Source organism: Gilliamella sp. LMG 34361 (genome assembly GCF_984569075.1).
Genome location: NZ_OZ474903.1, coordinates 2,652,867 through 2,668,932, shown reverse-complemented (window position 1 = coordinate 2,668,932; position 16,066 = coordinate 2,652,867). Strand labels below are relative to the sequence as shown.

The 16,066-nt window shown below is 37.1% G+C and carries 11 protein-coding genes; all 11 read right to left on the bottom strand.

Annotated features, from left to right (window positions below; genetic code table 11):
- Positions 1 to 10 precede the first annotated feature (10 nt).
- Positions 11 to 1,051 (bottom strand): type VI secretion system baseplate subunit TssG, encoded by a 1,041-nt coding sequence (gene tssG, locus AC5LXI_RS12495; RefSeq protein ID WP_493442632.1) that lies wholly within the window; start codon positions 1,049 to 1,051, stop codon positions 11 to 13.
- Positions 1,015 to 2,778: a type VI secretion system baseplate subunit TssF gene (gene tssF / locus AC5LXI_RS12490; protein ID WP_493442631.1), complete on the bottom strand. Its 1,764-nt coding sequence runs from the start codon at positions 2,776 to 2,778 to the stop codon at positions 1,015 to 1,017. The genes tssG and tssF overlap by 37 nt, the downstream gene beginning before the upstream one ends.
- A gap of 46 nt (positions 2,779 to 2,824) precedes the next feature.
- Entirely contained in the window at positions 2,825 to 4,447 is a 1,623-nt protein-coding gene (gene tssA / locus AC5LXI_RS12485) for a type VI secretion system protein TssA (RefSeq protein WP_493442630.1), read from the bottom strand.
- 26 nt (positions 4,448 to 4,473) lie between these two features.
- A complete protein-coding gene (locus AC5LXI_RS12480) occupies positions 4,474 to 7,803 on the bottom strand; it encodes an ImcF-related family protein (protein ID WP_493442629.1) in 3,330 nt (1,109 codons plus the stop codon).
- Complete coding sequence (locus AC5LXI_RS12475; protein WP_493442628.1) at positions 7,804 to 8,937, bottom strand: hypothetical protein; 1,134 nt, start codon at positions 8,935 to 8,937, stop codon at positions 7,804 to 7,806. It lies immediately after the preceding gene.
- A 4-nt stretch (positions 8,938 to 8,941) separates the two neighbouring features.
- Positions 8,942 to 9,208 carry a PAAR domain-containing protein gene (locus AC5LXI_RS12470; RefSeq protein ID WP_493442627.1) on the bottom strand — a complete coding sequence of 89 codons (267 nt, stop codon included), beginning with the start codon at positions 9,206 to 9,208 and terminating at the stop codon, positions 8,942 to 8,944.
- A gap of 95 nt (positions 9,209 to 9,303) precedes the next feature.
- On the bottom strand, positions 9,304 to 9,714 hold the full coding sequence (locus AC5LXI_RS12465) for a hypothetical protein (protein WP_493442626.1): 411 nt from the start codon (positions 9,712 to 9,714) through the stop codon (positions 9,304 to 9,306).
- Positions 9,707 to 10,903, bottom strand: a complete 1,197-nt coding sequence (locus tag AC5LXI_RS12460) for a hypothetical protein (RefSeq protein WP_493442625.1) — start codon at positions 10,901 to 10,903, stop codon at positions 9,707 to 9,709. Before AC5LXI_RS12460 ends, AC5LXI_RS12465 begins: the two co-directional genes overlap by 8 nt.
- 20 nt (positions 10,904 to 10,923) lie before the next feature.
- The gene (gene tssH / locus AC5LXI_RS12455; protein WP_493442624.1) at positions 10,924 to 13,695 is read right to left on the bottom strand and encodes a type VI secretion system ATPase TssH; all 2,772 of its coding nucleotides are present in this window, start codon (positions 13,693 to 13,695) and stop codon (positions 10,924 to 10,926) included.
- 77 nt (positions 13,696 to 13,772) lie between these two features.
- Entirely contained in the window at positions 13,773 to 14,261 is a 489-nt protein-coding gene (locus tag AC5LXI_RS12450; protein ID WP_086363291.1) for an Hcp family type VI secretion system effector, read from the bottom strand.
- A gap of 36 nt (positions 14,262 to 14,297) precedes the next feature.
- Positions 14,298 to 16,058 (bottom strand): OmpA family protein, encoded by a 1,761-nt coding sequence (locus AC5LXI_RS12445; protein WP_493442623.1) that lies wholly within the window; start codon positions 16,056 to 16,058, stop codon positions 14,298 to 14,300.
- Positions 16,059 to 16,066 lie beyond the last annotated feature (8 nt).

Sequence of the window (16,066 nt, the reverse complement as noted above, 5' to 3'; positions counted from 1 at the left end):
TCCTTTTTTATTATGCAACATAATCAATTCCTGAGTAATGTCCAATATTTACAGCAACTTCATCTTGAGTAATTCCACCATTTTCAGAGATCTTAGTAAATGATGCTGTTTGGCCTAATCGGCTATTTTTCGATGTAAGCCTGCTACGCGGTAAAAAATGACGTTGAATATAGAGTGTCATTTTTGCATCAACTTGGTAACCTAGATAAGCCCGTAACAAAGCCAAAAGATCATGATGTAATTGCCCACCCGGTAATAAATCAACAATTTGCTCTTTATGTTGTGGAGTGATCGCAATATGAATGGTTTGATTACACTCTCTGAAACGAGACCCTAACACGGCACTTCCATTTAGACCTAGTTGTTCCTTACTGCCTAATTTAGCTGGGTTATCGATTGATTGCCAAATAGGATAAAATTCATTGACAACAACTTTTGCATCATCTACCAAAACACGTACTAACCCCATAATTCCTTCCGCTGTCCGCGTTTTTTGTGTGATCAAACCTAATAATGCCAAAAAACGGGATGATGGTGCTCCAATTTGTTCAGCTGCCCCTTTGACACCCAATCCCGTCAATCCTAGCAAACATTGTGATATTGGATCTTTACCTCCACTTAAAAAACTTGCCGGATAATGATATTTTAACCAGATTCGATAAAACTGTGTTATGATTCTATGATTAAATATATCTAAAAAATCAGTCATCGCTTGATAATTTTCTTCACGACGGATGATATTATCAAGTAAACCAAGAGGTAGTGCACAGTCAACTCCATATAATCCTAAAAATCGAGTTCTTACAGTAGTTGGTCGATTTACGTAAGGCGCTCTTTCGATATAGTTTAGTTCACCTGCAGGAAAAGACATATCAATAGACGGAGCAAAACGCAAGGGATCTGCAGCTGGTGTTTCATACCTACCAAGTACCGGTTCATCTGCGTACATCTGTTCAAGTAGCTGACAAAAACGATAAAAATTCGTTTTTGGCAACACATTTTCAAGTGTTTGCATTAAAAGGCTGTTTTCGATATTTTGCTCTGGTTCCATACAATTTTTTGTCCTGTTGGTAAAAGAATAATAACCAATTTGGTAAATAAGTTAACATCGGCATACAATGCAAAAAATTGATGCAACAGCTCCCCAAAAAGTATCACATCGCCTTCACCAGCAAATTGATAACTATTAAGCGTAACTTCTATTTCTATACCTCGTTGTAACATCCCTTTTTCGATACGCTTAATCATTCTATGAGATACATTAACAATGCCGTCTAACCGCCTGCGATTAAGTTCGTTATCTGTCCAATCATATAATGCCAAAGTTCCACGCAAGACTTCCGCATTCATTAATGAGAGATAGTTAGGTGCTAAGTGTGACAAAACTCGCCAGTAAAAGCGATCTTCTGTTGGCGGATAACAAGGTAATGTTGGCGAACACAAATTTCGAACATGGGCTATACTGTTTTGGGCATGCAAAAGCTCATTAATACGAGCATTTCGTAATGCTTTACGAGGCAGCATACCATTTGTTCCGGTTATTTGTAATGATAGTGTTTCAGTTTCAAGTACTTCATCTTTATCCCAAATTTTACCGCCTAGAATTAACCAAGTTTCATGTAATCCAGATGCACCTTTGCGAACTCGGGTATGATAGTATCTTTCTGGAGCATCATGTCTTAACATACCACCTCGATGCTTAAAGCTGGTGAAGGGGACATAACGATAACGCCCATTACGGGTAATGGCTTCAACATGCTCAACAGAATAAACTTCCACATGCCCATCTTGGCGCAATAATGGACGCAGTAAATATTCACTCTCTAACTGGTTGACAGTAATCGGATCAGCTTCCATATCAAATAGATTAATAATAGGAACACAATGCAAACGAATATTATCATGATCAAACGGCATATCACTTGGCCAATTTTGATTCAAAACTAGCTCAACATCAATGTAGCTGCAATGCTCAGGTAGTTCATTAATATTTAATCCATGCAGATCAACAAACATAAATTTTTCACGAAAAGCAAAATATTCTAATAAAAGCTGATATCCAGCAAAAGCGTTATCTGGTTTTAGCCATAGGCGATCATCATCAGAAAAACCAACCGATGTTATTTTCCCTTGCACTGCTATCCGATTTTCAGAATTGGTTGAATAGCGTAAATGTATTGAAGCAACCTGTTGCGTTAAGGCATAATGCAGTGTTGATGCAATAGGGCCATCTGCATTTAAATATAGTCGTAACTTAGACAAATCAAGCTGTTCAAAATCAGCTAACTCACCAAAACTTAAGCGTAAGGTGATGAGACTTCGTCCATCGTGATGGACCCCTAATTTAGCTTGACTAATCTTGATGGGCTGCAAAATTACGTCTTGGGTTGTTCGATAAGGACACTTAGTGCCTACCTGACCAAGTGGTTCACTTTGCACTTTCAATCCTTTAGGAATGATTTCTTGCCGTGACAGCGTTGTATAATCAGGCGTAAGCTCTACAATCGATAATGAGGGAATTAAACGTAAATAATGTGGCCAAAGCAGATTAACTAAACTTTCAGTAAGTTCAGGTAAATCGTCATCAATTTTTTGACGTAGTCGTCCCGTCAAAAAAGCAAAGCCTTCAAATAAGCGTTCGACATAAGGATCGCGGTCACCCACACGATCTAAATTCAATTGGCTGGCCCGATCAGGATGAATCTTCCCAAACTCTTTTCCTGCTTCTCGTAAATAGCGCATCTCTGATTCGTAATAGCGTAGAATTAAATCATCCATTATTTATCTCTTTCATTATCATGTTATTATTCCTCTGTATATATAATTAATGACTCTTCATCAAACTCAATGCTCTTGCTGGATCAAGTTGCATTAATTCATGTTGTAGTAATTCAATTTGATTGGAGACATTAAATTTTATGCCGTCTTTAACTTGATTTTTTTGTTTGACTAATCGCAATAAACATCGTTTTACATCAAATAACAATTCCGGTTCCCATTGTAATAATGTAATACATTGTTGTTGTTCATTTAAACCACTTAAAAGTTTAAATGCAATATCATGCTCACCAAATTGTTCAGCGACTCGTGCTTGCGTGTATTGCAAAAAGTATCGTTGTTTAGGAGAAAATAGTGACGGTAAATTTTGCAGCCATTGAAACGCTTTCTCTAAATTTTCGGTCTGAGCGAGTTCTAACGCTTGTTTTTCAATCTCATTCCAGTCATTTTCGCCTGATACGGAAATTGGGGCCATACTGTCACCGTCATCTAAACGATGGATACGTGCATTGTTAGTGATCCAACTTAATGTTTCATCATCAGCAAAAGGCATGCCATTTTCAAAACAAAGATGTTCAATACCATTTAACCGTTCAAGCATCAAGCCGATATCGGTCAAATAAATATCACCCCATGATTGATACTGTCCGCCCATTTTTTTCAGTGCCATTATTGTCGCTCGCTGTAAATCTAACCATAAGTGGTTAGCATTTTCCGTAAACGCGGCTTCGACTCGTTCAAAAAGCTGGAGCCATTCTTGTTGAATAATTAAACGATTGATTTGTTGTTTGAGCGCAGTTCTTGGTGCAGGTAATCGTGTTCTACTTCGATAATCAGCTGGTGGTAAATCAAGAATAGTATCCCAACGAACAACTCGTAAAAAGCGCCCTGCGGCTAAGTAGCCTTCTGGTTGTTGACGTAAAAAAGATGCCATTTTTCGTGCTTGTTCAAGTAAGTCTCGTTGAGAGCTAATTTTTATCTCACCATCAACGCTATCTGGTACTGATAATGGAGAAGGAGAAGCCGTCGATGAAGCGGTATTTTCTTCAGATTTATTTATATTGACAGGTTGTTTTAGTTCATTAGTGAAAAAATTAACCAATGCTGTCAAATCGGGAGAACTAATCGGATGATTAAGATCCTCACTAACAAACAACGCTTCGCAACAGATATCAATCAAGTTTAATGCGACAATAATGCGCGTTAAACACGTCTCTGGAATTGGCTGTAATTTATTGAGTTCATCAATAAACTTACTACTGGCAAGCCACTCTATGGCATTTTTGCGAATATTGTGACGTGAAGGGTAAATTGACGAACCGAATTTATCCAATAATCCGGCGAGCAGCTCAAGACCATCAGCAAATCCTTCGCTACCATCGAGATGTAAACGAGCTAAACAATAATAAGTGGCAACACGAATATCTTTACTGTTTTGTTTCAATATTATTTCGCTTTCTGTTGAGATAAACGTGTAATTAACACCTGACAGTTTGGTAATTTCTTCTTTGATTTCTTGAAAAGAATCATAATACGTTAAATCCTCACCAACCGGCTTGTCCAGACTAATTGGTTGTAACCAATCAGCCCAATGTTGATTTAATTGCAGAGTCATTGATTCTTTAGAATCTTGCTGTCCAAAAATATGACTCAATAGTTGACTAAACATAACAATAACCCATTATTTATTAATTATTATTCAAATATCGTTTGTGGTAACGTAAAATTACGTAATTTCAGTAACGTCAATGGACCACCCCCTAACTGTGTTCGTAAAATGAACCGTAATTTACGTTGATCCGGCGCTTTCCAAACCAGTTCATAGCGACTTGAATCTAAAGGCTTTATTGATGCTGATTCGAGTAGACGTATCCATGCCCAATCACCACTATAATAACCATAAAGTCGCAGTCCAGATGTGTCACTGCTCCAACTAAGTTGTGAATAAGGTGAATATCCATCACCAGGCCAATTAAATCTTTGCCATATATGGATTTGATTGAAGTACTCCAATTTCTGTTTATTAATTACTAATTCGGTTCGAGTAATATTGTTGCCACTTCTTGGCATTAAATCAAATGAAAAAGAGACATCACCCGATGGTAATAATTCTGTCGAAATTTCATTAAAGAATGTAAGTGTCTCAATAAACTTTGGTGAAAAATTAAGTCCTTGTGCATTTGCGGTATTAATAACCCAGCTTCCGCCTTTTTTTTCTAATACACCGTTTAATTCATTAGCAATGAAACGATCAATAATTCCGGTATCAGCGCGCAAAAAACGAGCCAATTCAGCTAATGATGCTTCATTATCACTATCTTTAAACGGGTAACGCCCAGCAAAAGATTTTTCCCATTGACTCACAACATAATCTCGCCAAATATTATTGAAACTCTTTGCGGCTGGAGCCAATACTACATGCCATGATTGTTCTAACGGCTGCTTAAATAGGCTGTAGCCAAAACCAGACCATTCTTCGCCAAGATTTGCCGCAATTAAGTTACCATAATCTCGCGTTTCGGTTAAATCGACAGAAGTACCTTTAAAAACGCTTTTTGCCAATTCTTGCATTCTTGATTGTGGATCGGCACTATTTACGACATTTTGCAATCTTAGTCGAGCCTGAGTAACTCGTAGTAGGTATGTTTGCAAAGATAGTCCATTTGTATTGTCATTTTTAAGCAAACTGGTTATGGGTAAAAATATAGCCGTTAATGGACTTGAGGCATCATTATTTTTTGGTAACCCAGTTTGTGATTTATTACCTATTAACTCTTGGGCAGAACGTAGTAAATTATCTGACAAGCTGCCTCCGGTATCAGCCACTTCTGATTGGTATTTGACTACATTCATTAACGCAATTAAAGGAGATTGCCGAGTATCTGCCAGCAGGGTTAGCTGTTCGATCACATCTGAAACATTATTGGTTTGATTCCATTGAATAGTATTTAAAAAATGTAACCATGCCATACCATATTCACTAAAATATCGTTCTGTAAGTTGTTGTTTTAGTGTTTCAGGTGAAATGGATTCTGTTAATGTGCTTTCACCATCACTTAACACCCAATCGATTTGCTCTTGCCGTGATTTAGCGACATCATCAATTTCATCTTTTATTGTCTCTTCCCATGCTTTTCTAGTATATACACCGGGTATGTCAACATCATTGGAAAATAGTAATCGGCTATCTAATCCTTCTAGTAATTGAATCAGATTTTGATTTGCATAATGTTGACTTGCGCGTTGAATTATCTCTTGATAAAGCGTGTTAACAGCATTTTTAACACCAATTCTGTTAATTAGAATCTGCCTAACATCTTTGACTAAACGAGGATCATTTTGGTGTGCCCAATCAGGGTGTGAATTGAGTGCTTGTCCCCAAAACCGAACTAATTCTGGCATTAACCGCTGCCAATCGCCATCACTGACGCCTTTAGGTGCTCGCCATATTTTTGTAGCAAATTGACTCAAATACACCCCATCACTTTTGTCAGGAAGGTTAATCATCAAATAGGCTTTTAATAAATCATAGGCCGAATCGACTAATTTTATGCGGTTTGGATCATTAGGCGGTAATCCTGTTAGCTGGGTTAGGTAGTTGGTAATATGATTATAAAATGGTGTAGCAATATTACGCGAATTGGTCACTCGATAGCTAGCCCATAATTTATTTAATAAAACATCATTATGATTCAATCCAAATCGATAAGTTAACGGTGCACCTTGTTCCTGACGATAAAGTAGTTGTTCTAATCGTTGTTGCAACTCATATTGTGTTTGTAATTGAATGACATAATCTTGTGTAACAGAATCATCCGCTTTTTTAACAAGTTCAAGGCTATGATCAATTAGTGAGGCATTACGGAAATATGATGTGAGTAATGCCACTCCTGTCACTGCCATGGACATAAGTAAAACATAACAAGACAAAGTTCCCCATTGAACGCCCATTCTTTGCCCTAATTGTAATTGAGCATCATCGCTAATTGACTGCAATGTAGGTGTCATTGACAAATAATGTTCAAAAAGTGGTTGATCTTCTTTCGCAGATAACTGATCAGGTGTAAAAAAAAGTCCGCGAACATGTGGAGAATAAGGGAATGAAATAAGCGACGTTAAATAACGTGTAATGTTATTGATATCACATTTAACTAAATCCTGACTCAGTTTAAGCAAAAAAGAGTAATGGGTATTTTTTTTAATCTGCTCTACGCCACGTTGGCAACACTCTTTAGCCAATTGATTCAGCGACACCACAACAGATTCCATCGTCTCTTTGTTTAATGATGGAAAAAGCAGACCAACGCTTTGTTCCATACGTCCTGCTTGTGACCATTCGCTACTTTGCCCCGCAACTAAATAAACTGGCGCAGACCAATTTAATGCTTTATTAAGAGCTTGCAGTTGTAGTATATCCTTTTCTAGCGCTAATTGTTGTTGTCGTGTATTGTCAAGATAATGCTTAGGTAGGATTATAATTAACGCATCAAGTGGTTTTCGTAAAAAAGGAATACAACGTGAAAACTGTTTTTTTAACGCTTGCAGCCATGAAATATTTACTTCATCCTTAATATCACCACCATAAATCATTAAGGTATCATCGCATAATTGCCAGAGTTCAGTTGTCAAATTAGGTAATAATTGTTGAGTATCAGAAGAAGACCCCAATACTAAACATTTGCGAATTTTATAACGCCAAAACAATCCTGAACGATATCGACACTGCTTTTTTATCTCTAAAAATTCGGGAAATGGCAGTGGTTTTTCAGATTTTTTAGGTTCAATTGGGTTTAATGATTCTCGCTTGGCTTTATCTTTAGCCCATATTTTACGACTGTTTGTAATAATGATCGGCGTCAATAATAAGCCGAATAACAATAGCATCGCTTGTAACCAAATGGTAATTTTTTGTCCTATTGTTGGGTAACCTAACCAAGTTCCCCAAAAAAAGAGACCAACAGCGAAGAATAGTGCGGTCAATAATATAATGAAAATTAATCCAATTTTCTTCCATTTATTTTTCATTTATGATTCCTCGCTTACTGCTGTCACCACTGAAAATAGCCATTGATTTTGGCTTCTTGCAGCAATTAAATTATTTTGTTTTGTTTTTGTTATCATCTCGCATCCTAGCGCCAATGAAAGCCAATAAGAAAGTTCAGTTTGATTACCTGCGAGGCTTTCTAATTTATATATCTGTTCTGGGGAGATGTTCAATTCAGTTAACAGTTTTGCAATATTGACTTCTTGTTTGTGATCCAAGTTGGCAAACCATAGTTGATTTGTTTGATGTGTTGCAGGTTGTATCTCAACCATCTGATTAACACCGACAAATAGATCGTCAGTTACCATTGGCCGTAATATTTCACTTTTTGCAATATCAATTGCTAAATCAAGATAATGTTGTTTATCCATCAATAAAAAAGCACATAGGAAAGCGGTACCTGATGAAATAGTGTTATTGATAATCACTAACTGTAAGCCAGTTTGAGTTGAGTCAATCCATTCTGTCAATTTGTCGGGATTAGCAGAAGGCATAATCTGATGAGTGAGAGTATAAGGCTGTACTATTTTTACTGTTTTATAGGCTTGATGGATATCATCATCGACATAATTGTAAGCGTCATTTGATGAATACACAGTGATGTTGATAGGCTCAGTTACAGGAATAATAGATAATTGATGATGGATAGAAAAAAACAGATCTTCAATGCGTTGATGGAGTTCTACTGTATCATTAAATGCTAATGATTTATTGATTTGATTCTCTAAATCAGCACTACCTGAAAATAGTTGTTGTATGCTTATTTGATTAGGTAAAAGATAATAACTATCAAGAACCACTAATGATTTCATTGCCCATGCTTGCCAATTTTGTTCAATATGTTTCTGCTCATGTTGCCATATTTCATATTCTTCTTGTGCTAGGCCATAGAGATAAAAACGAATACCAATCGCAATACCACCAATCATTGATGGTATAAATATTGTACCAGCCCAAAATGTCCACTGTTTGCTGTAATCACTATTTGGCCACATCAAAGCAAGTATTATGCCGGTAATAAATATCAATACTATAAAAAATAAAAACCATCGCCCTAGATGTAACTTTACAGGTGGTTTTAACGTGTCCATCACTTTAGGTTTAGGCCAAGACATGATATTACTCCATCTCCATACTGTGAATGGTTGAAATTACTTTACAACCACATTCACACAAACACTGGTCAATTACCACAACTTTATCATCGGAGAAGCAAGTTTGAGATCCTTCAATAATTTTGTTAACACCATGCCCTTTTTTAGGGCAACTCACTAGATCACCAATCAACGCAACAGGTTTGCCTTCAACAGTCATTGTTGATGAAACAGAAATTACCTCTCCACCATGTGTTGTTGGGTCACCTAATCTAACCACATTTTTTCCCATTTTTACTACTCCATGTTACTTAACTTATTTATTATCAATAACCTTTGTACTTTAAACGTGAATGAAATGGTCCGTCCTATTATTCAACTATTGGACTATGTTTCATTTCGTGTAACAACATCATTTTTATGTGGTGCCAACAGAACGGGAAAAAAGAAAGCATGTTGCTGCGGTAGTCGTAGGGCATAGGCTTTATAGCTATTATTTTTTTGTGGTTTGACAATCACTTCAATATAATCACTGTCTTTAAAACCGACACCAACCAGTTTAACTTCCACCCATTTGCTACCGATATAACAACAAAAACCTTGCCCAGCTATTTTTACGCTACCACTGGTTAATGAGCCGAGTATATATGCTGTTGAGACGATTACCTCAAAGAAGCTGAGTATAATAATTCCAATAAGGTTTATTAAACCGATATGGTCTGAACGCATCTCTTTTTCCTCATTAGTTACAACCAATTGACTCACCGTACCTTTTAATACTTGATAATCACTAGACATATAATAGTCCTCGTTCGTCGATATCTTGCTCCACTAATACTAACGCTTCTGTGAACGTTATAGCATCATTAGATTCGCTCTCTTCTTGATTAAAGGCATTTCTTTGTTCTTGCGGAGTTTTATAAATATGTTTTTTATTATGAGGCATTAAATGTTTATCAGTTCTTAACGCACAACGTTTTAACCAAGTTTCTAAATTATTATCCGTAACAAGTAATACCACAATATCAAATACTAACGTTATGACTTCTAATAACCCTGCAAGTCTAAAAAGTACCATTCTTAGTGCTGCAAATGAAGCAATTCTACGCACAAATACGGCCTTTCCGAGTTTTTTTATTATTGCAAACATCGCCCGAGTAGTTAGTAAGCTGCGACACCAAACAAAATGGTAGGAAAAAGCCGCTAGCGTCGACGAAACTCCACTGATAAAACCAGTAAAAGCTGATACTCTAAGTAATCCTGCAATGCCATTATTTTCATTACTCTCTGCCTCATCTGCTCTTTCAAGAGCATGCCATGCAGTAAAAAATGAGGCAATGCCACCTAAAACCCCGGATAGTGCTTTACCTAAACCATAAATCACATTACGTGTGCCTTTTGAAACGGCAGTGACCATGGCTAACACTTCTACCCCCGCGGATGCTAACGCAAATCCGGCAGACATTTTCAATGTCGAAAACCATTCATCTTTATCTAAACTGGGGTTACTTTTGCTGATACTATTAAAATTATAGAGTTCTAACATTGCGACAACAACGGCAATCCGCATTGATTTTAATGTTCCGGCCATCTTTTTAGATATACCAATATCGCCTTCTGATGCTTTAAAACCTAGATAAAATAATTTATTTACTTTGGCTTGAGGAAATATTCGCTTAACGCCTAATGTTATTTTGTTATCCATTCTTGCTATTGCATCATTTAATAATAAACGAGTTTTTTCAACTGCCGCCTTGGTTCTTAAATTCCAGCGGTTGTGATAAAGAGGGAGATCTGTAGTACCCAAATTGGGGCCTTTATCCAGCGAAATTAATGCTGAAAGAAATTGATATTCCAATTGTAGATAACAAAATATCGAGCCTTTTGATACCCCGGCAGTTGCAAGGGCTAAACCTTTAAACATTAATGTACTGACTGAATATAGTGCATTTCCTAATTTGTCAAAAATGGGCTGAAATTTATTCATTATAAATATACCCTTTTTATCTACCTAATCTTGCTTTTTGGTTTGTTACTATTTTTGATGGTTTTCAAAGGAGCCACTTTTGTCGATTTAGTTGTCTGTGCTTTTTTCGATTTTACCTTCTGATTTGATTGTTTTGCCCACTCAAGTACAATGCCTTCGCTTTTATCAAAATCGAGAATTAATGTTTGTGTTGTATCAGGATGATGACTATTTCTTTGCAAGAGAAGGCTTGATACCACGGGTAAAATTTGTTGATTCAAAATACTATCGATATTTCTTGCTCCAGTATCTGGCAATAAACACGCACTAACCAATTGATCGTAGAGTTGTTTGCCCACATTAAAATCGATTTTATAATGTTTTTGTAACCGTGAAGCTACTTTGTCTAATTTCATTTCCACAATATGTCGTAGTGAATCGTTTGATAGGGGTGTGAAAATAACAGTTTGAAAACGTGCAAGCAGTGCTGGTTGAAAGTGTTCTCGAATAATCGGACGTAATAATTCATGCTGTGTAGCTACATCTGCGTCAGGCATTTGTTCAAAAAGTGCCATAAGTTCATCGCTACCCAAATTCGACGTCATAAGAATTAATGTGTTGCGAAAATCAATTTCCCGACCTTCTCCATCTCGCATAAATCCACGGTCAAAAACTTGATAAAATAAGTTAAGCACATCGCGATGCGCCTTTTCAACTTCATCTAATAAAACCACGCTATAAGGCCGTTTTCTGACAGCTTCTGTCAAAACGCCACCTTGACCATATCCGACATAGCCAGGAGGTGATCCTTTGAGTTGGGAGACAGTGTGTGCTTCTTGGTATTCAGACATATTGATAGTAACCAGCGATTGTTCACCCCCGAATAATGTATCAGCTAGTGCCAAAGCTGTTTCGGTTTTACCCACCCCCGAAGGCCCAACGAGCAAAAATACCCCCATCGGGGCTTCTTCTGAAGTGAGTCCTGTTTTAGCTGCCCGAATCCGTTTGGCAATTTCAAACAACGCATTATCTTGTCCTACTACACGTAAACGAAGATCGTCCTCAAGTGTCAATAAATGGCTTTGTTCATCTTTTAATAGACTTTCTAATGGAACACCTGTCCAATCTGCAATGACAGAAGATACTGTGCGGCTATCCACATCTAACGACAATAATGGTGCAGTACCTTGCAGTTCAGTTAATGTTTTCTGAACTTCGGCCAATTGCTTGCGTATTTTTTTATCAGCTTTAGGTGTTAGTTTTTTTCGTAATTCAATTAATGTTTCAATCTGTTTTTTTTCTTTTTCGAATTGAGTTTGCGCGGACGTTAATTTTTTATGTAATTGGCTTAATTGGTTATCAATATCGATTAGACGCGTTGTTAAGGCGGGTTCACCAAGAGAAACATCAATCTCAATGGCTTCTTTTTCAATAATGAGTGCATCAATTTTAGCTTCAATTTTTGTAATTGATTCAGGAATCGTATCCAGCCCCATTCTGACACGGGCAGATGCTGTATCTAATAGATCAACGGCTTTATCAGGTAATTGACGACCACTAATATAACGTCGAGATAATAAAACCGCGGTTTTGACTGCTTCATCAAGAATATGAACGCCATGATGCTGCGCATATCGTGATTTTAATCCGCGTAACATAAGGCTAGCTTTTTCATCATCCGGTTCATCGACTTTGACCATTTGAAAACGCCGTTCAAGTGCGGCATCTTTCTCAAAATATTGTTTATATTCCGACCATGTTGTGGCGGCAATGGTTCGCAACTCTCCCCTTGCTAAAGCTGGTTTTAACAAATTGGCGGCATCTGCACCACCGGCAGAATTCCCCGCACCAATGATAGTATGAGCTTCATCAATGAACAATAATATCGGTACTTGAGATTGCTGAACCGCGTCAATAACATTTTTAAGCCTTTGTTCAAATTCACCTTTAACGCCGGCTCCTGCTTGGAGCAAACCGAGATCAAGCGTAAGTATACTGACACCTTTAAGATTGGTTGGTACATTACCTTCAGCGATACGCAATGCTAATCCTTCAACTAGTGCGGTTTTCCCGACTCCTGGTTCTCCTACTAAAATGGGGTTATTTTTACGACGACGGGATAAAATATCCACCATCTGTCGAATCTCATCATCACGACCAAATACTGGATCAATTTTTCCGGTTTTGGCTTTTTCAGTGACATCCTCAGTGAAGCGACTAAGTGCTGCTTGGTGATGATTCTGCTTAGAATGAGTATTTGAAGCGGACGATTGCAACTCTTTATCTACTTGATCGGGTAATGCGGTGATCTCATTTGATGAATAACTATATTGATTACTCGGATTTTCATCAGACATTTGATCTAACATTGAACGCATTTTTTGTAATGAGATAACCGATAGACTCAACAAAGGCCATGCTTGTTGCGCTTTTAAGCAATGAGGCATGGTTTGTAGTGCCTGTAAAATATGCACGGAGCGAATCATGTCTTCATTATCTTCTAATGAGGCTTTTAACCATGCTGACTGTAATATAGCAATCAACGATGATGATAAACTGGGTTTTTTATTAATCGTATGCGGTATTGAATCCAAGTAGCTGAGTAATCCTTGCCAAACGTTATCCATATCAAGCTGATAGTGCCTTGCAATAACCGTAATATCGCCAGATCCTTGTTCTAATAATTTTAATAACCAATGCTCAAGTGTGATTTCCGTATGTGCGCGTGTTTGGCATAATACAGCCGTTGCCTCAAGTGCTTTTGCACAATAGGGATTTAGTCTTCTTAATAACACAGAGGGATCCGCAATCATGACTATTCCTTTTATTATTTCATTTTTAAACCAATAATGGTTGAACCAGTTTTTCAACAGGATCAACCAATGAGACATTAGCCGCGACTTTCAACCCAACTGTCTGAGTGAATAATATTGCCATCTTTGTAAGTCCACGTTATTTTTTCATAACGCAGTTCAATACGTTCTAAATGATTATATTGTTCTTTGGTTGGATCTTTAATGTTATGCATTTCAGGTTTAATGGATACTACTTTCACACCGTCCATTAAAGTATTGAAATATTCAACTTCTTGCCCTGCATCATTAATTTTGTACCATTTAATTTCAACAGATTTTAAGTTTTGGCCAGTGGTAACTGCTTTATAAAGATAAGGCGATGATGCATCTACTTCTTTAACAAATTCAAGTGCTTTATGGACACGAGTTCCTGTTAATTTACCTGTATTGCCATCTGTCGGTATGTAGACTTTATGGTCAAACTCAACCACTTCAACACTACCTTCACGACCTACTACGGTTACAGAACCTTTAATATCTGCCCCACCGTCATCTTTTAAAAACATATATGCTGGAACTGCCATGGTATTTACTCCTTTCGTTGGTTTTTTTACACATTTTCATTGTTCATTTGTCAAAATACAATTTGACATTTGAGGAATTAAACTAATTTCTACTCGTCGATTTTTTGCTCGATTTTCTAATGTATCATTATTTACTAACGGTTTTTTAGCACCATATCCTTGTATTGCAAAACAGGTTTCAGGAATATCACTTGTTTTTATGATCCAGTTTCTTACTGCAACCGCCCGCTCTAATGATAACTGTATATTTTTGCTTTCATCACCAGTCGAATCAGTATGACCTGTAATTAAAATAAGCAATCCTGTTCCTTGATTAGCATTGATCTGTTTTTTCATTTCTACTAAAGCATTAATTAATACTTTACTTGAGTCTTGTTTTAGGTTTGACTGCCCACTTTCAAAGAGTGATAAACTATCTAAACGTATAACGGGAGGTGGATCTTTGATCACTACTTCGGTTTCTTTGACAATGATTTTTTCAGGCTCTGGGGGTTTTGCTATATAATCACTCATTGCAATATTTAATGGTTCAACCAACTGTTGTCCTCGATAAAGTCCCAATCCTAAACGAACCGGTTCACCTTGCGCTAGATATTGATTTAATATGGAAATATCATCTTTTAATTGTGCAAGCGCTTGCCGTTTTTCTTCATAAGATTCCATAGAAATGAGTCTGTAATGGTGAATATCATTTTGTATCTGATGGGCAAGTTTAAGGTTATTCCAAAACGACGCACCCAAACAACCGCTCACAAAAACAGAGGTGATCATGATTAAACTACAGATCATCGTACAAATTGGCGAGAATGGGTACGCTATAGGCATAAATTTAACTAATGCATCAGGCGGGCTGATGCCTTCTTGGATTTTATGTGTATTCGGGAGAGACAATGTGGTCAAGCTTTCCCATAATTTCTGCATTATATTATCGTTCGTGACCGATTGATTAGTGGGATAAATCGCCATAGCAGTTGGTACACATTTAGCGATAGGTTGTTTTGAATCGACTAACGTCGCTAATATAGTACGTTCAATCCAAGACTGAGTTTCGCTCAAAAAAGGTCGTATTCTCAAACGACGTTCTCGTTCATCTGAAGCAATTTTGATGTCATTTACCCAGTTATTAATAGGTGATAAATAACGATCAAGTAAGTATAGACGTTTATTGACCAGTTGAAACCAGTAAATCGGCAATGGATTTTGTTCATCATAAATTAAATCGTTAAAACCAATATGTGTTGATAAATAGACAGGCACTTGGTATTTTGCTATACGACATGTGTCAACCCAAGATTGACGAAATGCTTGCAATTTAGCGATCAATAATCCTTGTTTATCTTCTAATTCTGGAGCAAGGGCAAGAAATAAGCCTACCCGCCCTAACATATCAGGCCATTTTGCGATTAATGAATCATAGACTATAGGAAGATGAGAATACTCATCAACATAGATCCAAACCGCTTCAGATGAGACTAACACATTCGATTCAGCCAATGATAAATCGTGAGGAAAAAAATCTTTCGCAGCACTCCCCGTTACTAATAAAATTGGTAAACGATAACGTTGTCTTGCTGGTAATAAATCAAGTTTTTGTGTCAAAAACTGAATGTTTGCTGTTGATGAAGCAAGTACTCGTCGGTAGTGTTGCATTCGCCATAATAATCCACTGGCAATTGCTACAACTAGGATGGAACCAATCATCTTCCAACCAATTGTTATCGGTAAGAAAACAAACAGTAGCAATAAGCTTAATATGACCGCGTAGATAATCTCGATACGCCTAGGGTAATCGCTCATAAAACTCC

Excerpts from the sequence above, each read along its gene's own strand:
- AC5LXI_RS12450 (WP_086363291.1), bottom strand. The coding sequence starts at position 14,261 with ATGGCAGTTCCAGCATATATGTTTTTAAAAGATGACGGTGGGGCAGAT.
- AC5LXI_RS12480 (WP_493442629.1), bottom strand. The coding sequence starts at position 7,803 with ATGAAAAATAAATGGAAGAAAATTGGATTAATTTTCATTATATTATTG.
- tssH (WP_493442624.1), bottom strand. The coding sequence starts at position 13,695 with ATGATTGCGGATCCCTCTGTGTTATTAAGAAGACTAAATCCCTATTGT.
- AC5LXI_RS12445 (WP_493442623.1), bottom strand. The coding sequence starts at position 16,058 with ATGAGCGATTACCCTAGGCGTATCGAGATTATCTACGCGGTCATATTA.
- AC5LXI_RS12475 (WP_493442628.1), bottom strand. The coding sequence starts at position 8,937 with ATGTCTTGGCCTAAACCTAAAGTGATGGACACGTTAAAACCACCTGTA.
- AC5LXI_RS12460 (WP_493442625.1), bottom strand. The coding sequence starts at position 10,903 with ATGAATAAATTTCAGCCCATTTTTGACAAATTAGGAAATGCACTATAT.
- AC5LXI_RS12465 (WP_493442626.1), bottom strand. The coding sequence starts at position 9,714 with ATGTCTAGTGATTATCAAGTATTAAAAGGTACGGTGAGTCAATTGGTT.
- tssF (WP_493442631.1), bottom strand. The coding sequence starts at position 2,778 with ATGGATGATTTAATTCTACGCTATTACGAATCAGAGATGCGCTATTTA.
- tssA (WP_493442630.1), bottom strand. The coding sequence starts at position 4,447 with ATGTTTAGTCAACTATTGAGTCATATTTTTGGACAGCAAGATTCTAAA.
- AC5LXI_RS12470 (WP_493442627.1), bottom strand. The coding sequence starts at position 9,208 with ATGGGAAAAAATGTGGTTAGATTAGGTGACCCAACAACACATGGTGGA.
- tssG (WP_493442632.1), bottom strand. The coding sequence starts at position 1,051 with ATGGAACCAGAGCAAAATATCGAAAACAGCCTTTTAATGCAAACACTT.